Below are 19198 nucleotides of genomic sequence, written 5' to 3'. Positions count from 1 at the left end.
GTGACCGACCGGAGGAACCGTCTCGACCTCGATCCGGACACCGTGGAACGGGATCTGGTCAAGCTCGTGCTGACCGTCGTCGAGCTGCTGCGGCAGCTGATGGAGCGGCAGGCGATCCGGCGTTTCGACACCGGGGAGCTGACGGAGGACCAGGAGGAGCGGATCGGGCTGACGCTGATGCTCCTCGAGGACCGGATGGCCGAACTGCGCGATCGCTACGGACTGCGGCCCGAGGACCTCAATCTGGACCTCGGGCCGCTCGGACCACTGCTCCCGAAGGAATAGCGGAACAGCGCACTTCCGCAGGGAAGTGGCCTACCAGCGATACCAACGGGACCTGGTGCCGGTCGTGGTGGTGCTGCGCATCAGGAATCCGAGCAGCCACACGACAAGAACCGCCACGGCAATCCACCAGAGCACCTTCACCGCGAATCCGGCACCGAACAGAACCAGCGCCAGAAGCAGTACCAGCAGGATGGGAACCATAATCTTCAACCTCCTCCTGCTGTCCGGGTTTCCCGAACCGGGGGAATCAGGCCGACTCAGACCGGCTTTCGGCAGAGAATTTCTCCGTGCAGGCAGGAGAACCACGCGTCCTCCTGTCGCCCCCATTCCCGCCACGCCTCGGACACCGCCCGCAGTTGACCCTCCGTCGCATGGCCGCCCTGCGTGGCGCGTTCCGCGTACGCCGAGGCGAGGGTGCGGTCCGCCCACAGGCCGCTCCACCAGGCACGCTCCTCGGCGGTGGCGAAGCACCAATTGCTGGAGGAGGCGGTGATGTCGCTGAAACCGGCCTGCAGCGCCCAGGACTTGAGGCGGCGCCCGGCGTCCGGCTCACCGCCGTTGGCGCGGGCCACGCGCAGATACAGGTCGAGCCAGTCGTCCATGCCGGGCGTACGCGGGTACCAGACCATCCCCGAGTAGTCCCCGTCGCGCGCCGCGACGAGGCCGCCGGGCTTGGCGACCCGGTACATCTCGCGCAGCGCCTGCACCGGATCCCCCACGTGTTGCAGCACTTGATGCGCGTGGACGACATCGAAGGTGTGGTCGGGGTAGTCGAGCGCGTGGACGTCCGCAACCGCGAACTCGACATTCTTCAGGCCCCGTTCGGCAGCCGTGGCCCGCGCCTGGTCCAGGATGCCCGGCGCCTGGTCGACGCCGGTGACCCGGCCGTCCGGGACCAGTTGCGCCAGGTCGGCGGTGATGGTGCCCGGCCCGCAGCCGATGTCCAGGATCGTCATACGGGGTTTCAGCGAACCGAGGAGGTACGCCGCCGAGTTGGCGGCGGTGCGCCAGGTGTGCGAGCGCAGCACGGACTCGTGGTGCCCGTGGGTGTAGACGGCGGTCTCCTTCGACATGGCGTCCCCTTCCGTGACGGTACCCGTGAGGTCACCGTACGCCGCCATGTCGAATAATGAGACCAACGTCTTGCGATACGGACAATCTTCCCCCTCCGGAGGCCGCCGCCCGGGGATCAGTGGCGGGCCAGCGGCCGGTAGACCGTCAGCGCCTCGGGCAGCTTCTCCAGCGTCAACTCGCCCTCCACTTCGGTCACTTCACCGTCGTACGCCAGGAGCGTGCCGGGTGCCACGCCGTCCACGTGGAGTCCGCCGACCCGTACCGCCGCATGGACGGGGGAGCGGGTCAGCGGTCCCGCGACGGCCGCGGCGAGCAGCCGGACGGCGGGTTTGCGGCCCCCGTGCACGACCCGTACGTCCAGCCGGCCGTCCGCGAGGTCGTAGCGGCGGCCGGGGATCGGGCCCATGCGGTGGTACATGCCGTTGCCGGCGAACAGCAGCCACAACGGCCGTTCCGTACCGCCGATCTCGGCCCGCAGTGGATGCCGGTCGGCCCGCAGCACACGAAGCGCCGCGAGCACCCCGGCGGGCCAGCCGCCGATCCGCCGCGACCAGCGGTCCCGCTCCCGCACCAGCTCGGGATAGACGCCCAGGCTGCAGGTGTTGAGGAAGCAGCCGTCGACGTCGCCGGCCTTGAAGTAGCCCACGTCCACGCGTACCGCGTCGCCGTGCCGGACGGCCTGGCACAGATCGCGTACGTCCTCCACGCCCAGGTCGTGCGCGAAGTGGTTGAGCGTTCCGCCGGGCAGCACCGCGAGCGGCAGGCCATGGCGCACGGCCACCTCCGCTGCCGCGTTCACGGTGCCGTCGCCGCCGCACACGCCGAGCACCACGGCCCGCTCCGCCGCCTTCTCCAACTCCGCCCGCAGGTCGGCCGCCTCGCACTCGACGACCTCGGCACGCGGCAGCACGTCGCGCAGCACACGTACGCGGTCCGGGGTGCCCGCCCCCTGATTGGCGACGAACACCAGGCCCTCGCCCTCGGGGAGCGCGGGCGCGTCCACGCGCGGGCGGCCCGGCGGCGGCAGCTGGTCACGGGTCGGCACGAGGCCGCGTACGGCGTAGGCGGCGCCCGCGCCGAGTGCCGCGCCCGCGAGGACGTCGCTCGGGAAGTGGACGCCCGTGTAGACCCGGGAGAGGGCCACCGCGGCGGCGGCCGGGGCGACGGCCGCGCCCAGCGGCCGGGACTCCAGGGCGACGCCCGTCGCGAAGGCCGCCGCCGACGCCGAGTGCCCCGAGGGGAACGAGGTGGTGATCGGCTGCCGCTCCAGCTGACGGATCAGCGGTACCGCGTGCAGCAGCGGGCGCGGTCGGCGCACGGTGCGCTTGCCGAGCGTGTTGATGGTCGCCGAGGCCAGGGCCAGCGAGGCGACACCCCGGGCGGCGGCGCGACGAGCCTTCGGCGAGCGAGTCGCGGCGAGGGCGGTCGCCGTGGCGAACCACAGCACGCCGTGGTCGGCGCTGCGGCTGAGCCTCGGCAGGACGCGGTCGGCGCCCGGCCAGTGCCGGGCCGCCACGGCGTCGAAGAGCCGGCAGTCCAGGGCCAACAGCCGGTCACGCAGGCCGTGGCCGGGTTCCGGGACGGTGAGGTCTACATCTGCGCTCATGAGCTGCGGGTACCCCGCAGACGCCGGACCGCGCATAACCGTTTGCCGCCCGCTCCCGCCGCCCGGACAATGCCAGACCATGGGACATCTGGAAGCGGCGCACCTGGAGTACTACCTGCCCGACGGGAGGGCGCTCCTCGGCGATGTGTCCTTCCGGGTGGGCGAAGGGGCCGCGGTCGCGCTGGTCGGCCCCAACGGCGCCGGGAAGACGACCCTGTTGCGGCTGATCTCGGGGGAGCTGAAGCCGCACGGCGGCACCGTCACCGTCAGCGGCGGGCTCGGGGTGATGCGCCAGTTCGTGGGGTCCGTACGCGACGAGACCACCGTGCGCGAACTGCTCGTCTCCGTCGCGCCGCCCCGGATCCGCGAGGCGGCGCAGGCCGTCGACGCGGCCGAGCACGCCATCATGACCGTCGACGACGAGGCCGCCCAGCTCCAGTACGCGCAGGCGCTCGCCGACTGGGCGGAGGTCCAGGGGTACGAGGCCGAGACGCTGTGGGACATCTGCACGATGGCCGCGCTCGGCGTGCCGTACGAGAAGGCGCAGTTCCGCGAGGTGCGCACGCTCTCCGGCGGCGAGCAGAAGCGGCTCGTGCTGGAGGCGCTGCTGCGCGGCGGTGACGAGGTACTGCTCCTCGACGAGCCGGACAACTACCTCGACGTGCCCGGCAAGCGCTGGCTGGAGGAGCGGCTGCGGGAGACACGCAAGACCGTCCTGTTCGTCTCCCACGACCGGGAACTGCTGGCCCGCGCCGCCGAGAAGATCGTGAGCGTGGAGCCGGGCCCCGCGGGTGCCGACGCCTGGGTGCACGGCGGCGGCTTCGCCACGTACCACGAGGCGCGGCGTGAACGCTTCGCTCGCTTCGAGGAGTTGCGCAGGCGTTGGGACGAGAAGCACGCCCAGCTGAAGAAGCTGGTGCTGAATCTGCGCCAGGCCGCCTCGATCAGCCATGAGCTGGCCTCGCGCTATCAGGCCGCGCAGACCAGGCTGCGCAAGTTCGAGGAGGCGGGCCCGCCGCCGGAGCCGCCGCGCGAGCAGGACATCACGATGCGCCTGCACGGCGGGCGTACCGGCGTAAGGGCCGTCACTTGCAAGGGACTTGAGCTCTCCGGCCTGATGAAGCCCTTCGACCTGGAGGTCTTCTACGGCGAGCGGGTCGCCGTGCTGGGCTCGAACGGCTCCGGCAAGTCGCACTTCCTGCGGCTGCTCGCGGGCGGCGACGTCGCGCACTCGGGGGAGTGGAAGCTCGGCGCGCGCGTCGTCCCCGGCCACTTCGCGCAGACCCACGCCCACCCCGAACTGGAAGGGCGCACGCTCCTCGACATTCTGTGGACCGAGCATGCCCAGGACCGCGGCGCCGCCATGTCCCGGCTGCGGCGCTACGAGCTGACCGCCCAGGCCGAGCAGCGCTTCGACCGGCTGTCCGGCGGTCAGCAGGCACGCTTCCAGATCCTCCTGCTGGAGCTGGAGGGGTCCACGGCCCTGCTCCTCGACGAGCCCACCGACAACCTCGACCTCGAGTCGGCCGAGGCCCTGCAGGAAGGGCTGGAGGCGTACCAGGGCACGGTCCTGGCCGTCACCCACGACCGCTGGTTCGCCCGTTCCTTCGACCGCTACCTGGTGTTCGGCAGCGACGGGAAGGTGCGCGAGACGACGGAGCCGGTGTGGGACGAGCGGCGCGTGGAGCGCGCCCGGTAGCCGACCGGGGCGTACCTGCTGGGCCGTATCTACCGGGCCGTATCTATCGAGGCTACGACCTTGTCTGCGGGGGCTCGGTCCAGCGGAGCAGCGCGCCCAGGCCGCCCACCGGAGCCGTCTGGGGCCCGGCCTCGGGCACGGCGGGCGTCAGCGACAGCGCCGCGGCGCCCGACGCGATGACGGACCGCAGCAGTGCGTCGTCCGCGCGCGCCGACCAGGGGCGCGGTTCGCCCAGCGTCTTCGTGTCCGTGCGCCGCACCGCCAGCTGGTCGGGGGCCTCGCCGACCCACACCTCGCGGTGGGTGTCGGGCCCCTCCGGGATGATCAGCAACTCGTCGATCCGGTGTTCCCGGGCGGCCTCGATCACCGCCGGTACGCCCTCGACGGCGCCGACGTTGCCGTCCGCGTCCGGTGCACGGGCCGCCATGAACCGCTCGAGGTCCTCGGCCGCCCTGCGCCGTACATGCTCCGCTCGGATCCGCTCCACGTCCTCGTCGAGCAGCCTGCTGCCGGCGCCGTGCGACGCCTCCATCGTGCGGTCGTGCAGCCGCTGCGGCAGCCGCTCGTGCACGGCCCGCCGCTCGCGGTCGTCGCCGACGAGAATCAGCAGGTCGGCCTGGGTCTCCTCCTGGCACACGGCGAGCGCGTCGGCGATCTCCGCGGCGTTGTGCTCCCAGGTGTTCTCCACCCTGAGCTGGAAGTGCCGCTCCGACCAGTCGACGGTGCTCGTACGGTGCAGGGGCCACCGCCGCCCGGTCACCGAGCCCGCGTCCCGGCTGCCCAGCGCGGAGCGCAGCTCGAAGTCGGCGCCACGCCGGTCGACGTAGGCCACCACACAGACCGGGTCCTCACCGAGCAGATCGAGCAGCGGGGCGGTGTGCGGGAGCGCCGACCAGGTGACGGACAGTCCGCCCTGCGGGGGCGCGGCCAGCGCGGGGTCGAGGACGACCTCGCCGCCGGTGGCGAACAGGGCCCGGCCGTGCGGTTCGGTGGAGTGCCGCAGCTCCTCGAGTGCGGACTCCACCGCCTGGCACGTGCGCTCGTCCGCGCCTTGGTCCGCGAGCTGCCTGGATGCCGCCTGTGCCGTCAGTGACCGCTCGTGAGGGGTGCTCTCCGTGTGCTGGGAGGTGCCGACGTACACGGAGGCCCAGGGTCCCGGATGTTCGTACAGTGGACGCAGAAAGGCGAGATCCATGGCTTCCTCCCGGATGCCGTTCGGGATATTGCTTGCCGGGCGGGTACCCGGACGCTTCGAAGGAACACGACGATCGGGGTGCCACCATGACCGGAGTCGACCCGGGTCTTCTGGACGACCAGCAGCTGATGAAAGAGCTGGAGACGATTCACCGCACACGCCACGACACGCTGTTGCACGGTTCGAACGACGCGCTGCGCATTCACAACGAGCGGATGGCGCAGCTGGAGGGCGAGTATCTGCGCCGGAATCCGCGCCGCCCTGTGGCCCCGGGCCGGACACGGGAAGGCGCGCGGGAACGGGAACGGCAGCCGGGCGGGGCGTGAGCAGCGCCCCGCGCTCGGCTGCCAGGTCGGTAGGTCGGTAGGTTAGCGGCGCTTGGCGAACTCCTCCAGGAACGCCTCGCAGAACACCTTCAGGTCGTCCGGCTTGCGGCTGGTGACCAGCGTGGACGGCGCGGCCTCACAGACCTGGACCTGCTCGTCGACCCAGGTGGCGCCCGCGTTGCGGATGTCGGTGCGCAGACTCGGCCACGAGGTCAGGGTGCGACCGCGGACCACGTCCGCCTCGACGAGCGTCCACGGGGCATGGCAGATCGCGGCGACCGGACGGCCCTGCTCGAAGAAGTCCCGTACGAACGACACGGCCTGCCCGTCCATGCGCAGCGCGTCCGGGTTTGCCACGCCGCCCGGCAGCACCAGGCCGTCGAAGGAGCCCGCGGACGTCTCGGACACGACCTCCTGCACGGGGAACACATCGGCCTTGTCGAGATGGTGGAACGCCTGGATCTGACCGGGCTTCGTGGACACCAGGACGGGTTCGTGACCCGAGTCGATCACGGCCTGCCAGGGGTCGGTGAGTTCGATCTGCTCGACGCCCTCCGGCGCCATCAGAAACGCGATACGCATCAGTTCTCCACGTCCTCTCCAGACAGGTCCTCTGGAGACAGGCCCACTCTCGACCCCGTCCTCGACCCGTCCTCTCGGCACGTCCTTTCCTAGCGGCTCGCCCTTCCCGGCACGGGCCGCCGTTCCTCCCGCTGGTTCAGCGGATCATGCTGCCCGGTGAGTCGTCCGGCGCGGCGCGGCTGATCTCCGCCAGAGCCGAGCCGGGGTCCTCGGACACCGCGAGGTCGCCCAGGCTGACCATGCCGACCGGGTGGCCGTCCTCGACGACGGGCAGACGGCGTATGGCGTGCTCGCGCATCAGCTCGACCGCGGCCGAGACCGCGTCGTCCGGACCGATCACCACAGGGTGCGGCGTGCACACGGCCTGGGCGCTCACCGTCAGCGGGTCGACGCCGTCCGCGACCGCGCGCAGCGCGATGTCACGGTCCGTCAGAACGCCGAGGAGGCTGCGATCCCCGGCCACCAGGACATCGCCGATGTCCTGGGCGCGCATCAGTTGCGCCGCTTCGACGAGCGAGGCATCCGGACGCACCGCGACGACGCCTGGCGTCATGACTTCCCTCACGAACTGGGCCATGGCTGTGGGCCTTCCTGCATTCCCCGGTACGGGGGTGGGGCACTGCTACTGGTACGACGGCGTGATGTCGCCCGCAGTACCCCTGCGGGGGCGGCCTATGCCTCCGTCGCAGATTCGCCGCGGTTTCCTCAAGCGCTGCTCACCTCTCACCGGTTCTCGCCGGACTCGCCGCTCGCGGCCCGTACGACCGCTTCGGCCAGCTCCTGGGCGTTGTGGTAGACCGCCTTCCTCGGCAGCCGCTCCAGCGGTTCGATGAGCCCGTCGGGTGCGTACCTGCTCCGCAGGAGACGGATCAGTTCACGAGGGGCCGCGGGGAAGGCCGTACGGCCCAGCAGTCGCGCCAGTTCGTAACGCACCGCCTCCTCGGAGCTCCGGCCGGCGTCCGGCCTGACCGGTCCGCCCGCGACCCACAGGTCGTCGTCGGCGGTCGGCTCCGGGTCGTGCCACTCCTCGGTCCTGGTCGGATGGCCCGACCGGAGCAGGCCCTGCAGTTCATGCTTCATCTCGTCGTCCTTGTGGACGTTGAGCCGGTCGCTGCCTCGCTGCATGTCTCCCTCCAGACACTCGGGGGTGGACCCCCGTGTACCCGCGCCCCCGATATCGACACGAAGGGTTTGTCCACCCGTGGCCTGGAGACCCGATTTGCGCCCCTCATCGCAATTCTCCCGGGGAAGGACAAGGCCATGGCGGTATTCGCTGTGATCATGCCGGTCCTGATGCTCGGCGTCGTCCTGGCGCTCGGCCGATACGAGGAGTGGCTCCTCCCGCCGGCCCGGCACCCCGACGAACCCGAAAGGCGCGCACTGCCCCACTGATCAGTGACCGAGCCGGACGGCATCGGCCCCCGGCGCCGGCCGCACCTCCTTCGCCATCGGCTTGGGGTGCGGCACTTCTTTGGGGAAGTGCCGCACCCAGCCCCGCCCCGGCCCAAGTCGGCCTGTAGTGCGTAGGCACCAGGACACGTGACTAGCTGGTCCGGGGGCACCAGGGGGAGACGGCGGCTGGGGACGATGCCCGGCGGGGCGCCGGAGGCAAGTGTTGGAGGCGCGTGAATCTCACGCATTCCCCTTGCCTAGCGGTGTCTGGAGTGATCAGAAGGTGGCGACATTTCTTTACCGGATCGGACGGTGGGCCTTCCGGCGGCGCCGGCTTGTAGGCGGTCTGTGGCTGGCTGTCCTGGTGCTGGCCCTCGCCGCCGCGGCCATGGCGCCGGCCGGGGAGGAAGAGGACCTCTCCATGCCCGGCACGGAGTCGCAGAAGGCGTTCGATCTGCTGGACGAGCGCTTCCCCCAGAGCAACTCCCAGGGTGCCGAGGCCCGTTTGGTGTTCCAGGCCCCGGACGGGCAGCGGGTGACGGCCCGGGAGCACAAGGCGGCCGTCGAGGACACGCTCGGCTCGCTGGACGGCGGAGATCAGGTCGCGTCGACCACCGACCCCTATGAGACCGGCGCTGTCAGCGAGGACGGCACCATCGCCTACTCCACGGTCACCTACAGCGCGGACGCCGTCGACCTGACCGAGCCGACGAAGAGCGCCCTCGAGGACGCCGCGAGCCGTGCCCGGGACGCGGGGCTGACCGTGGAGATCGGCGGCTCGGCCCTGGACTCGGAAGAGGAACCGGGCGGTACGACGGAGATCATCGGCGTGGCGGTGGCGGCGGTGGTGCTGGTCCTCGCCCTCGGGTCGCTGGTCGCGGCCGGATTGTCGCTGCTGACCGCCATCGTGGGCGTGGCCATCGCCTTCGGCCTGGTCTCCGCGCTGGCCGTCCCGCTGGGCCTGACGTCCACCGTCGCCATCCTGGCGCTGATGCTGGGGCTGGCGGTCGGCATCGACTACGCACTCTTCATCACCTCCCGCTTCCGCGACGAGCACGCCCGGGGCAGCGAGCCTGAGGAGGCCGCCGGCCGGGCGGTGGGCACGGCCGGATCCGCCGTCGTCTTCGCCGGCGCGACCGTCTTCATCGCCCTGGTCGGGCTGGGGGTCGTCGGAATCCCCGAACTCACCAAGATGGGCATGGGCGGCGCGGGCGCCGTGGCCCTTGCCGTACTCGTCGCACTGACCCTGGTCCCCGCGCTGTTCGGCTTCTTCGGCCGGCGGGTGCTGTCCCGCCGTGTCCGCAAGGCCACCCGGCCGGGAAACGAGCGCCCGCACCCGGTGCCCACCGAGGCCGGCCGGCCCGGGCTCGGCACCCGCTGGGCGCGGTTCGTGCTGCGCCGGCCGGTGGCCGTGCTGTTGGTCTCCGTACTCGGTCTCGGGGCCGTCGCCCTACCGGCGCTGAGCCTCGAACTCGGGCTGCCCGGAGACGAGTCCAAGTCGGTGGATACCACCCAGCGCCGTGCCTACGACCTGCTGTCGGAAGGCTTCGGCCCCGGCTTCAACGGCCCGTTGACCGTGGTCGTGGACATGCCGGAGTCCGCGGACACCCGGGCCACCACGGACCTGGTCGTCAAGACCGTACGGGGAGTGGACGGGGTCGCGTCGGTCGGTGATCCGGTTCTCAGCCGGACCAAGGACACGGCCGTCCTCACCGCCGTCCCGCAGACCGCGCCGAACAGCGGCGAGACCAAGGACCTGGTGCACGCGATCCGGGGCGCGGTCTCCGGCGTCGAGGCCGGCACGGGCGCCGCCGTCCTGGTGACCGGCACCACCGCGATGAACATCGACATTTCCGAAGCCATGTCCGACGCCCTCATCCCCTATCTGACCGTGGTCATCGGCCTGGCGGTGCTCCTGCTGATGGTGGTCTTCCGCTCGGTCCTGGTCCCGGTCAAGGCCGCGCTCGGCTTCCTGCTGTCGGTGGGTGCCGCCTTCGGCGTCCTCGTCGCCGTCTTCCAGTGGGGCTGGGCGGCAGACCTGCTCGGCATCGAACAGACCGGACCGGTCATGTCGCTGATGCCGATTCTCATCATCGGCATAGTGTTCGGCCTCGCCATGGACTACGAGGTCTTCCTCCTCACGCGGATGCGGGAGGCCTACGTCCATGGCGCGTCCCCCGGCGAGGCAATCGTCAACGGGTTCCGGCACAGCGGACGTGTGGTGGCCGCGGCGGCGATCATCATGATCAGCGTGTTCGCGGGATTCATCGGGATGAGCAGCCCGACCATCCAGACGATGGGCGTCGGTCTGGCCGCCGCCGTCGCCTTCGACGCCTTCGTGGTCCGGATGGCGATCGCACCCGCGGTCCTGGCACTGCTCGGCCACCGGGCCTGGTGGCTGCCTCGTATCCTGAACCGCGTGCTGCCGAATGTCGATATCGAGGGTGAGGCACTGAGCAGGCATGCCCCGGCCTCCGCGACCGGGCCCGACGCAGCGGTGCGGCGGCTCCCCGTCGGACGGTACTGAGCCGGCCATGACGAACACGGGTGGCGGTGGCCCGCGACAACGCGGCACGTGGTGGCGGGAGTTGGCGATCACGGCGACGGCGTTCGCGCTCTGTCTGCTCGGCGGCGTGGTGCAGGTCGACGACACGCTGTCCCCGCCGCCCGCCGCCGCCTACTTCATCGCCGTGGTGTCCTGTGCCGTGCTGCCGGTGCGGCACCGGGCGCCCCTGGCCGCCCTGGCGGCCACGACCGCGGTCGGCGTGCTGGTGCAGCCCTTGGGCCTCCTGCTGAGCCCGCTCATCGTGGCGCCCGTTGTGATCAGCGCCTACTCCTACTCGCTCGTCGCGCGCACCGAACGGCGCGCGGCGAGCGCGGTGTCAGTCACTTCCGCAGCGCTGGTCGCGGCCATCCCTTTGTTCGGGGACTTCTCGTGGAAGGACGCGAGCAGGATGGGAGCGGTGGCGGCGTTCCCGCTGGTGGCCGGCGTACTCGGTCACTCGGTGCGGAACCGACGGGCCTACCTGGCGGCCGTGGAGGAGCGGGCCCGGCGGGCCGAGGAGAGCCGGGACAGGGAGGCTCGCCGGAGAGTGGCCGAGGAACGGGTGCGCATCGCCCGGGAACTGCACGACCTGGTGGCCCATCAGATCACCCTGGCCAACGCGCAGGCCACAGTCGCCGCCCACCTCTTCGACGCCCGCCCGGAGCAGACTCGCAAGAGCCTCAAGGAGCTCGTCGAGACCACCGGCCACGCGCTCGACGAACTGCGGGCCACGGTCGGTCTGCTGCGTCAGTCCGGGGACGCGGGCGGGCCAGTTGAACCGGCGCCCGGCCTTTCCCGGCTTCCCACGCTCCTCGAGTCCTTCCGCCGCGCGGGTCTGGAGGTGTCGGTGCACCAGGAGGGCACGGCCAGGCCGCTGCCGCCGGGAGTGGACCTCACCGCCTACCGCATCGTCCAGGAGGCCCTGACCAACGTGACCAAGCACGCCGGTACTGGCAGCGCCCGGGTGCGCCTCGCCTTCAACCGCGATCGCGTGACCATCACCGTCGCCGACGACGGAGGAGGCGCCCGTACGGTGTCGACCGCATCCACGGGACCGAGTGGGTCCACGGCGTTGGACCGTCCGCCCGGTTACGGTCTGATCGGGATGCGTGAACGTGCCACCGCGGTCGGGGGACGCCTCTGGGCGGGCAGGCGCCCGGAGGGCGGCTTCCTCGTCTCCACCCAACTGCCCCTCCCGCCCGCCAAGGACACGACACGGAGCACTGACGGAGCAACAACCACCTTGGAGGGGCGGATGGCCGACGGAGCGTCAGGCGACGGACCGACGGGCGACGGAGAGGCCGGGGATGCGCCGTGACGCTCAGGGTGCTGCTCGCCGACGATCAGGCCCTGCTGCGCGGTGCCTTCCGGATGCTTCTCGACAGCGCCGACGACATCACCGTGGTCGGCGAGGCCGGCGACGGCAGGGAGGCGGTGAGACTCACCCGGGAGCTGCGCCCGGACGTGGTGATCATGGACATCCGTATGCCCGAGGTGGACGGTCTCACCGCCACATCGCAGATCTGCGCGGACCCGGAACTGCGTGCCAGCCGCATCCTGATCCTCACCACGTACGAGACGGACGAATACGTCGCTCAGGCGCTGCGCGCGGGGGCCGGCGGCTTCATCGGCAAGGGCATCGGAGCCGAGGACCTGGCGGACGCCGTCCGTACGATCGCCGACGGCGACACTCTTCTGTCCCCCGCCGCGACCCGCTCCCTGGTCGCCCGTTTCCTGGCCACACCGGACAACGCCCCGCCGCGCCACGCCGAACAGCTCGCCGTGCTCACCCCGCGCGAACGCGAGATGGTGGCCCAGGTCGCGACCGGCCTGTCCAACCAGGAGATCGCCGAGCGGATGTTCCTCAGCCCCTTCACCGTCCGCGCCCACGTGCAGCGCGCCATGACCAAGCTGCAGGCCCGCGACCGGGCACAACTCGTCGTCATCGCCTACCGGACGGGCCTGGCCCACGCCGCCCCCGAAGGCGGCTAGTCAGGGCCATCAGTGGCGGTCGCGCCCCGGCAGGAACTCCTGGATCTTGGCCTTGAACCCCTGCCGGACCATGGACGTGCGGTCGAAGTCGCCCTTCAGGATGGCGGCGGCGGTGGCCTCCATCTGCTCCCAGGTGGCGTGCGGCGGGACCGGCGGTACGGCAGGGTCCGTCAGGAATTCGATCACCGCGGGACCGTCCGCCTCCAGGCCCGCACGCCAGCCCGCCTCGACATCCTCCGGCTTCTCCACGCGGATACCGGTCAGCCCGAGGGAGCGTGCGAAGGCGGCGTACTGCACGTCCGGGATCTCCTGCGAGGGCAGGAACGACGGGGCGCCCTCCATCGCGCGCATCTCCCAGGTCACCTGGTTGAGGTCATGGTTGTTCCAGACACCCACGACGAGCCGCGGATCCTCCCAGCGGTCGCGGTACTTCGCGGCCGTGATCAGCTCTGCGAGCCCGTTCATCTGCATCGCCCCGTCCCCGACGAGCGCGATCGCGGGCCGGTCCGGATGCGCGAACTTCGCACCGATCGCGTACGGCACCCCGCAGCCCATCGTGGCGAGGGTCCCCGACAGCGAGGAGCGCATCCCGGACCGGTGCGTCAGGTGGCGCGCGTACCAGTTCGCAGGCGATCCCGAGTCGGACGTGACGATCGCGTTGCCGGGCAGCAGCGGATCCAGCGCCCGGGCCACGTACTCCGGGTTGATCGGATCCGCGGACAGCTGGGCCCGGCGCTCCATCACCTCGCGCCAGCGCGTCACGTTCGCGCACACCGTGTCGTACCACTCGCGCCCGCGGTCCGCGTCCAGCAGCGGGATCAGCCGCTCCAGGGTCGCCTTCGCGTCTCCCACGAGATTCACCTCGTACGGATAGCGCATCCCGACCATGTGCGGATCGATGTCGATCTGCACGCCCCTCGCCTTGCCGAACTCCGGCATGAACTGGGTGTACGGGAAGGAGGAGCCGATGGTCAGCAGGGTGTCGCAGTCGCGCATCAGCTCGTACGAGGGCCGGGTGCCGAGCAGACCGATCGCGCCCGTGACGTAAGGGAGTTCGTCGCTCAGCGCGTCCTTGCCGAGCAGCGCCTTGGCGACGCCCGCGCCGAGCAGTTCGGCGATCCGCTCCACCTCGGGCTGGGCCCCGGCAGCGCCCTGGCCGATCAGAATGGCCACCTTGTCACCGGAGTTGAGGACTTCGGCCGCCCGCTCCAGCGACTCCTGCGAAGGAATCGCGGTCCACTCGCTGCGGCCCAGGCTGGAGGGGACCATCTTGAACTCGTGGGTGGGGGCGGAGTAGTCGAGGTCCTGGACGTCTCCGGGGATGATCACGGCGGTCGGGGCGCGGCGCGCGTAGGCGGTGCGGATCGCCCGGTCCAGGACGTTCGGCAGCTGCTCGGGCACCATCACCGTCTCGACGAAGTCGGAGGCCACGTCCTTGAACAGCGTGTGCAGATCGACCTCCTGCTGGTACGAGCCGCCCATCGCCGTACGGTGCGTCTGGCCGACGATCGCCAGCACCGGCACATGGTCGAGCTTGGCGTCGTACAGGCCGTTGAGCAGATGAATCGCGCCGGGTCCCGAGGTCGCCGTGCACACTCCGAGCCGGCCCCCGAACTTCGCGTAGCCGACCGCTTCGAACGCGGACATCTCCTCGTGCCGCGACTGGATGAACGTGGGGTGGTCCTCGGCCCGGCCCCAGGCGGCGAGGAGACCGTTGATGCCATCCCCTGGATAACCAAACACGTGTTCTACGCCCCATTCGCGCAGGCGCTGCAGGACATGGTCGGCGACCTTGGTGCTCATGCGGGACCTCCCGGAGGTGACGGCTGTACCGCCCCGAGTCACCCGCGCGCCGCCGGAAAAACCTGCGGGTGTTTGCCGCCCGCGCAGTGGGGCAAGCGAATGTCAGTGCTTCGGACAGGAGGCACATTCCGTGGGAGCGGCGAAGTCCTGCCACGGGTGTGCCTGTCGGCTCTAGGCGCGCTCCCACGGTGACTGTCCAATCCAAGGCATCACTCAAGGGAGTTGCGACGCACCATGCAGACTCACGCGAGCGCCAAGCACCACCCGCACGACGACGCCCCCGACACCTCGGAGGCGTTCCGCGCCCTCGCCAAGCTTCCTCCCGGACAGCAGCGCGACACCCTGCGGGCGGAGATCGTCGAAGCCTGGCTTCCTATGGCGGAGCGGCTCGCGGGACGATTCCGCAGCCGCGGCGAGAGCTTCGAGGACCTGCGCCAGGTCGCGGCGCTCGGTCTCGTCAAGGCCGTCGACCGGTACGACCCCGAGCGCGGCAACGCCTTCGAGAGTTACGCCGTGCCGACCGTCACCGGTGAGATCAAGCGGCACTTCCGCGACCACATGTGGACTCTGCACGTGCCCCGTCGGGTCCAGGACCTGCGCAACCGGGTCCGTTTCGCGAGCCAGGACCTGTCCCAGACGATCTCCGGCCGGCAACCCACGGTCGCCGAGATCGCCGAGCACGCGCAGATGAGCGAGGAGGACGTACGCGTCGGACTTGAGGCGCTGGAGAGTTTCACCGCCCTCTCGCTCGACGCCGAACTCCCGGGCAGCGAGGACGGATACTCCCTGAGTGACGCGCTCGGCTCCTCCGACCCGTCCCTGGACGTCGTCGTCGACCGCGAGGCGGTCAAGCCCCGGCTGCAGGCGCTGCCCGAACGCGAACGGGCCATTCTCTACATGCGGTTCTTCGGCGACATGACGCAGAGCCGGATCGCCGAACAGCTCGGCATCTCCCAGATGCACGTGTCCCGGCTGATCAGCCGCTGTTGCGGCAAGCTGCGGGACCAGGTCATGCAGGACGCGGCGTAGCTCCGCTGGTTGGGCCGGTTTGAAGCTGCGGGTTTGCTGTGGCTGTTCGCTCTCCCACTCCCGGCTCCTCCCCCCCTCTCGGCTTGGCGCGAGAGGGGGGACCCCCATCGCGGCGGAGCCGCAAATTGATACAGCCCCGCGCCCCTGAAAAGGAAGGCCTGCGGCCTCCTTCAGGGGTGCGGGACCGCACTTAGCGGCGGTCCAAGTTCCTCACTGCCAGGGCTATATGACGGGACATCATGTCCAGTATCTGTGCCTCGGCCATCGAGAACGCGAGCCGGGCGCCGCAGCGGAACAGGGTGAGGACGGCCTGCACGGCGCCGTTCACGGTCAGCGGGACGCACAGCAGCGATGTGACGTTCGCGCTGACCAGGACGGGGGCGCCCGAGGCGTCCTTGCCGAAGGCGCCGGGGTCCTCCGGGCGGACCTGGAGTGCCGTGGACCCGCCGCGTGCCGCCTCGACGACGAGCGGGCACGAGGCGGGATCCTGCGCCTGGAGGTCCTCGACCTGCGTGCCGGGCCGGTCCGTCGGCCCGAGGACGGTCATACGGCACAGCCGCGCGGCCCCCTCGTCGGCGATCACCCAGTCCGCGAACCGTCCGTGCAGCACTCGGGCCGCCTGCTCCAGCACGGCGGCCCGGGTCTTCGCGGGCTCGGCCAGCAAGGCCGTGGACATGGCGTCCACCAGGTCCAGCTGGGCCGCGTGCCGAGTCGTCTCGGCGAGGTCCGGCAGCGGACCGGGGACGCCATCGCCCGCAGGCATCCGCGTCCCCGAGGGCTGCAGCACCATGAGTACGGAGCTACGCGGCTCGCCGCTCGTCCGCACCGCGGTGAGCGTCGCGCGCACGGAAGCGGAAGGGCGTTGCTGAAGGTGAACGGTGAGACTGCGGTCGCCCTCACCCCGCGCCACCGCCGCGACCTGGGAACGGAACGCGGCCCGGTCCGCGTGCGCGAGGAAACCGGTCAGCGGCCGGCCCGTCGCATAGCCCGACCGTATCCCGGTGAACTCGGCCGCTGCGTGGTTGAGTCTGCGGACCACCGTCTCGCGGTCCATCAGTGCGACGGGCAGGGGGAGGCGCTGGAAAATCGCCCGCAACAGCTGCTGCTCCTGGCGGTCGGTGGAGGGCCCATTGGGTGTGCCGCCCGAGCTCAGCCGCTCGTACCACGGCCACAACTGGCCGGCCACATGGTCAAGTTCAAAAAGTGCCGCGTCGAGCACTGTCTGAAGGTCGCCGCTCGGTACCGACCGCGCCGCCTTCAACTCCGCGACACGGCGCACGAAATCCTCAAGTTCTTCGCCGAACTCATCCGTCTGCGCCATGCACCGAACGTATCCCGTCCCCGGTCACTGCGGGGCGGCCAGAGTGGAACCTCTCATTTTCGTTTTCCCCGAGAGTGTGTGGGCAGGCCACAAGGCAAGGAGGTGAAACCATGCCGGACACCGAGCACAACGGCCATCTGGGCACGGAGTCCCCGGAGTCCGCACTTCCTGCTCGTCGGCTGTCGGAACTCGCCGAGCAGGCCGTGCGCTGCACCAGCGACTGCTGCGGCGCGAGCACCACGTTTTCCAACGGTGGTACGGAGCGGCCGGCCGCTGTGACCCACCCCGATCTGGCGGGCCTCGTCTCGGTCCAGCTCCGCTCCGGCGAGGGGCCGATCCCCGTCGCCGTGGACGGCGGTGAAACCGTCGAGACGGGTGACCTCCTGCGTGCGGAGCGCTGGCCGCAGTACCGGGCCGTGGCGCTCGACGCGGGCGTACGCTCCTGCGTCACGATGCCCTTCCGGCGCGCGGGACTGACAGTGACCCTCAGCCTGTACAGCTTCCGCCCGGACGCCCTCGAGGACGCCTCGCACGGTCCCGCCCGGGCCCTCGGCGACCTCGCCGCGAGCAGTCTCGTACGCGACCGCTCCTACCGCGCCGCGCTGACCGAACTCGACCAGCTGGGCGCCGCGTTGCGTACCCGGCCGGTCGTCGACCAGGCCTGCGGCATCATCATGCACGTACTGGCCTGCGACGCGGACGAGGCCTTCGCGGTCCTGCGCCGCGTCTCACAGGGCACCAACCGCAAACTGTCCGACGTCGCCTCGTCCCTGGTCGAGACCAGGGGGCGCGGCTTGGAGCAGGAACTGGTGTCGCTGGCGTAAGCGCTCCGCTTGGGGTGCGGTTTGAAGGTGCGGGTGTGTGGGTGGCTGGTCGCGCCCCGCGGCGGAGCCGCTGATGTCACAGCCCCGCGCCCCTGGGGTGGGTGGTGGGTGCGGGGCCGTGGGCCGGTGGGAAGCTGCGGATAGTTGGGGGTACGGGCTTGCTCGGGGCGCCGGGAGTCGCAGGCTTTGGTTTTTCAGGGGCGCGGGGAACTGCGCGACCAGCCACGACGCCCCCGCAGCCGCGACACGCAGTGTCACACCCCACCCCCTGGTGGGGGGCCTGGGGGCACAGCCCCCAGTTTCGGGAAGGGGCGGGGCTGGGGAAAGAAAAACCCCAACCCGCACCCGCCCAGGGACGGCATCGCGCCGCACGCCGTCACCCACTCGGCCGCCCCCGTGGCACGAATGGTGCCCGGCCGCGCGCGCCCCGGCGACGGCCGGGCTCTGATGGGCTACGGGGCACGAAGGCTGTGCCCCTCCTCCGCCGCCCCTCGGGGGGCGCGGAAGGCCCCCGCCTTCGGCCGAAGGAGCCCAGTCCATGCGCCGCACAGTCCGCGCTCTGTCCACCGCAGTCGCCACCACCACCGCCGTCGTCGCCGTCGGCCTGGGCACCGCCGCGTCGGCTGCAGTCCCGGTCGAGGAACGGGCCAGGGTTCCGGGCCAGGAGCAGGCCACCGGTCCGGCCGACGAGTCGGCGGGCGTTCCCGCCGATGAGTCGGCCACAGGCCCGGCCTGGGTTCCGGAGGAGGAGCCGACGGACGCGCCCCCGATTCCGGACGAAGAGCCGTCCGACGAGTTGGCGGAGGATTCGGCCGACCTGTGGGCCGATGAATCGGGCGGTGTGCCGGCGGAGGATGCGGCCGGGCAGCCGACCGAGGATTCGGCCGGTGCGTCGCCCGGGATGCCGGCCGACGACTGGGCCGGGACACCGCCCGATTCATCGGCCGGGGTGTCGCCCGGGGTGTCGGCCGGAGCCTCGGCAACGCACCCGGTCGCCGAGGTCAGCCCTCGCACCGTCGCCCCCGGCGGCACCGTCACCGTCTCCGTGTCCTGCGGAGTGCTCGGCGGGACCGCGCCCAAGAGCATCGACGCCCACTCGCAGGCCTTCGAGCACGGCACCGCCAAGCTGCACCTGGCCAAGGGCAAGGGCAAGGGCGAGGCGGCGGGCCCCGCCTACAGCGGCACCGCCCGGATCGCGCCCGCCGCGAACTTCGAGAAGGGCGGAGCCCACAAGGCCGGCACCTCCGAGTGGAGCGTCGACGGTGCCTGCCCGGCGCCGCCCGGCGGCAAGGAGGCGGAGTGGAGCGCGACGTTCACGGTGTCGCGAGACGGTTCCCACCACCCGCACGGGGTGCGCGCGGGCGCGGGCGGCGCGTTCACCGACTCCCCGGCCGCCCTAGCCGCCGGCGGCGTCCTCGTCGCGGGCGCGCTCGGCGCCGCCGTACACAAGCTGCTGCGCAGGGAGTCATCCGCGAACCGTTGAGTTGATGACGCGTGACGGTGGGTACTCACTGCTCAGAGACAC

General features: G+C 71.2%; 19 protein-coding genes. 10 read left to right on the top strand and 9 right to left on the bottom strand.

The window, feature by feature from the left end:
* Positions 1-285, top strand: a complete 285-nt coding sequence (locus tag ABD357_RS37000) for a gas vesicle protein K (protein WP_033320243.1) — start codon at positions 1-3, stop codon at positions 283-285.
* A gap of 30 nt (positions 286-315) precedes the next feature.
* Here ABD357_RS37000 and ABD357_RS36995 read toward each other — a convergent pair whose 3' ends face one another.
* From ABD357_RS36995 to ABD357_RS36985, 3 genes are all read right to left on the bottom strand, one after another.
* Entirely contained in the window at positions 316-486 is a 171-nt protein-coding gene (locus tag ABD357_RS36995) for a hydrophobic protein (protein WP_344395682.1), read from the bottom strand.
* Positions 487-542: 56 nt separating this feature from the next.
* Positions 543-1358, bottom strand: a complete 816-nt coding sequence (locus tag ABD357_RS36990) for a class I SAM-dependent methyltransferase (RefSeq protein WP_344395681.1) — start codon at positions 1356-1358, stop codon at positions 543-545.
* 116 nt (positions 1359-1474) lie between these two features.
* Positions 1475-2965 carry a bifunctional phosphatase PAP2/diacylglycerol kinase family protein gene (locus ABD357_RS36985; protein ID WP_344395679.1) on the bottom strand — a complete coding sequence of 497 codons (1491 nt, stop codon included), beginning with the start codon at positions 2963-2965 and terminating at the stop codon, positions 1475-1477.
* 79 nt (positions 2966-3044) lie between these two features.
* On the opposite strand from ABD357_RS36985, the gene ABD357_RS36980 reads away from it, so the two are divergent.
* Positions 3045-4664, top strand: a complete 1620-nt coding sequence (locus ABD357_RS36980) for an ABC-F family ATP-binding cassette domain-containing protein (RefSeq protein WP_344395678.1) — start codon at positions 3045-3047, stop codon at positions 4662-4664.
* Positions 4665-4716: 52 nt separating this feature from the next.
* Here ABD357_RS36980 and ABD357_RS36975 read toward each other — a convergent pair whose 3' ends face one another.
* On the bottom strand, positions 4717-5859 hold the full coding sequence (locus ABD357_RS36975) for a baeRF2 domain-containing protein (protein ID WP_344395676.1): 1143 nt from the start codon (positions 5857-5859) through the stop codon (positions 4717-4719).
* Positions 5860-5945: 86 nt separating this feature from the next.
* On the opposite strand from ABD357_RS36975, the gene ABD357_RS36970 reads away from it, so the two are divergent.
* Entirely contained in the window at positions 5946-6185 is a 240-nt protein-coding gene (locus ABD357_RS36970) for a DUF6158 family protein (protein ID WP_344395675.1), read from the top strand.
* A 42-nt stretch (positions 6186-6227) separates the two neighbouring features.
* Here ABD357_RS36970 and ABD357_RS36965 read toward each other — a convergent pair whose 3' ends face one another.
* From ABD357_RS36965 to ABD357_RS36955, 3 genes are all read right to left on the bottom strand, one after another.
* Positions 6228-6767, bottom strand: a complete 540-nt coding sequence (locus ABD357_RS36965) for a type 1 glutamine amidotransferase domain-containing protein (protein ID WP_344395674.1) — start codon at positions 6765-6767, stop codon at positions 6228-6230.
* A 136-nt stretch (positions 6768-6903) separates the two neighbouring features.
* Entirely contained in the window at positions 6904-7344 is a 441-nt protein-coding gene (locus ABD357_RS36960) for a CBS domain-containing protein (RefSeq protein ID WP_344395673.1), read from the bottom strand.
* 146 nt (positions 7345-7490) lie between these two features.
* Positions 7491-7892 (bottom strand): DUF2795 domain-containing protein, encoded by a 402-nt coding sequence (locus ABD357_RS36955; RefSeq protein WP_344395672.1) that lies wholly within the window; start codon positions 7890-7892, stop codon positions 7491-7493.
* Positions 7893-8027: 135 nt separating this feature from the next.
* On the opposite strand from ABD357_RS36955, the gene ABD357_RS36950 reads away from it, so the two are divergent.
* From ABD357_RS36950 to ABD357_RS36935, 4 genes are all read left to right on the top strand, one after another.
* The gene (locus tag ABD357_RS36950) at positions 8028-8159 is read left to right on the top strand and encodes a hypothetical protein (RefSeq protein WP_344395671.1); all 132 of its coding nucleotides are present in this window, start codon (positions 8028-8030) and stop codon (positions 8157-8159) included.
* 283 nt (positions 8160-8442) lie between these two features.
* Positions 8443-10686, top strand: coding sequence for an MMPL family transporter (locus ABD357_RS36945; RefSeq protein ID WP_344395670.1), 2244 nt, complete (start codon positions 8443-8445; stop codon positions 10684-10686).
* 7 nt (positions 10687-10693) lie between these two features.
* Positions 10694-12022: a sensor histidine kinase gene (locus ABD357_RS36940; protein ID WP_344395669.1), complete on the top strand. Its 1329-nt coding sequence runs from the start codon at positions 10694-10696 to the stop codon at positions 12020-12022.
* The gene (locus tag ABD357_RS36935; protein ID WP_344395668.1) at positions 12019-12696 is read left to right on the top strand and encodes a response regulator transcription factor; all 678 of its coding nucleotides are present in this window, start codon (positions 12019-12021) and stop codon (positions 12694-12696) included. The genes ABD357_RS36940 and ABD357_RS36935 overlap by 4 nt, the downstream gene beginning before the upstream one ends.
* Positions 12697-12705: 9 nt before the next feature.
* On the opposite strand, the gene ABD357_RS36930 is transcribed toward ABD357_RS36935, so the two are convergent.
* On the bottom strand, positions 12706-14499 hold the full coding sequence (locus ABD357_RS36930) for a thiamine pyrophosphate-requiring protein (RefSeq protein WP_344395667.1): 1794 nt from the start codon (positions 14497-14499) through the stop codon (positions 12706-12708).
* A gap of 234 nt (positions 14500-14733) precedes the next feature.
* On the opposite strand from ABD357_RS36930, the gene ABD357_RS36925 reads away from it, so the two are divergent.
* The gene (locus ABD357_RS36925) at positions 14734-15528 is read left to right on the top strand and encodes an RNA polymerase sigma factor SigF (protein ID WP_344395666.1); all 795 of its coding nucleotides are present in this window, start codon (positions 14734-14736) and stop codon (positions 15526-15528) included.
* 190 nt (positions 15529-15718) lie between these two features.
* On the opposite strand, the gene ABD357_RS36920 is transcribed toward ABD357_RS36925, so the two are convergent.
* Positions 15719-16849 (bottom strand): PAS domain-containing protein, encoded by a 1131-nt coding sequence (locus tag ABD357_RS36920; RefSeq protein WP_344395665.1) that lies wholly within the window; start codon positions 16847-16849, stop codon positions 15719-15721.
* A gap of 110 nt (positions 16850-16959) precedes the next feature.
* Between ABD357_RS36920 and ABD357_RS36915 the strand changes: the two genes are divergently transcribed.
* Both ABD357_RS36915 and ABD357_RS36910 read left to right on the top strand, forming a co-directional pair.
* Positions 16960-17673 carry an ANTAR domain-containing response regulator gene (locus tag ABD357_RS36915; protein ID WP_344395664.1) on the top strand — a complete coding sequence of 238 codons (714 nt, stop codon included), beginning with the start codon at positions 16960-16962 and terminating at the stop codon, positions 17671-17673.
* Between the two features lie 538 nt (positions 17674-18211).
* The gene (locus tag ABD357_RS36910) at positions 18212-19156 is read left to right on the top strand and encodes a hypothetical protein (RefSeq protein WP_344395663.1); all 945 of its coding nucleotides are present in this window, start codon (positions 18212-18214) and stop codon (positions 19154-19156) included.
* Positions 19157-19198 lie beyond the last annotated feature (42 nt).

Origin of the sequence: Streptomyces vastus (genome assembly GCF_039532825.1) — a bacterium.
GTDB classification, from domain to species: Bacteria; Actinomycetota; Actinomycetes; order Streptomycetales; family Streptomycetaceae; genus Streptomyces; species Streptomyces vastus.
Note: the sequence above shows the minus strand (reverse complement) of the source record. Positions and strands in the feature narration are given on the sequence as shown.

Bases quoted from the DNA above. Each gene is read 5' to 3' on its own strand.
- ABD357_RS36990 (WP_344395681.1), bottom strand. From the start codon at position 1,358: ATGTCGAAGGAGACCGCCGTCTACACCCACGGGCACCACGAGTCCGTG.
- ABD357_RS36980 (WP_344395678.1), top strand. From the start codon at position 3,045: ATGGGACATCTGGAAGCGGCGCACCTGGAGTACTACCTGCCCGACGGG.
- ABD357_RS36910 (WP_344395663.1), top strand. From the start codon at position 18,212: ATGCGCCGCACAGTCCGCGCTCTGTCCACCGCAGTCGCCACCACCACC.
- ABD357_RS36970 (WP_344395675.1), top strand. From the start codon at position 5,946: ATGACCGGAGTCGACCCGGGTCTTCTGGACGACCAGCAGCTGATGAAA.
- ABD357_RS36915 (WP_344395664.1), top strand. From the start codon at position 16,960: ATGCCGGACACCGAGCACAACGGCCATCTGGGCACGGAGTCCCCGGAG.
- ABD357_RS36950 (WP_344395671.1), top strand. From the start codon at position 8,028: ATGGCGGTATTCGCTGTGATCATGCCGGTCCTGATGCTCGGCGTCGTC.
- ABD357_RS36965 (WP_344395674.1), bottom strand. From the start codon at position 6,767: ATGCGTATCGCGTTTCTGATGGCGCCGGAGGGCGTCGAGCAGATCGAA.
- ABD357_RS36930 (WP_344395667.1), bottom strand. From the start codon at position 14,499: ATGAGCACCAAGGTCGCCGACCATGTCCTGCAGCGCCTGCGCGAATGG.
- ABD357_RS36940 (WP_344395669.1), top strand. From the start codon at position 10,694: ATGACGAACACGGGTGGCGGTGGCCCGCGACAACGCGGCACGTGGTGG.
- ABD357_RS36975 (WP_344395676.1), bottom strand. From the start codon at position 5,859: ATGGATCTCGCCTTTCTGCGTCCACTGTACGAACATCCGGGACCCTGG.
- ABD357_RS36920 (WP_344395665.1), bottom strand. From the start codon at position 16,849: ATGGCGCAGACGGATGAGTTCGGCGAAGAACTTGAGGATTTCGTGCGC.
- ABD357_RS36955 (WP_344395672.1), bottom strand. From the start codon at position 7,892: ATGCAGCGAGGCAGCGACCGGCTCAACGTCCACAAGGACGACGAGATG.
- ABD357_RS36925 (WP_344395666.1), top strand. From the start codon at position 14,734: ATGCAGACTCACGCGAGCGCCAAGCACCACCCGCACGACGACGCCCCC.
- ABD357_RS36995 (WP_344395682.1), bottom strand. From the start codon at position 486: ATGGTTCCCATCCTGCTGGTACTGCTTCTGGCGCTGGTTCTGTTCGGT.
- ABD357_RS36985 (WP_344395679.1), bottom strand. From the start codon at position 2,965: ATGAGCGCAGATGTAGACCTCACCGTCCCGGAACCCGGCCACGGCCTG.
- ABD357_RS36960 (WP_344395673.1), bottom strand. From the start codon at position 7,344: ATGGCCCAGTTCGTGAGGGAAGTCATGACGCCAGGCGTCGTCGCGGTG.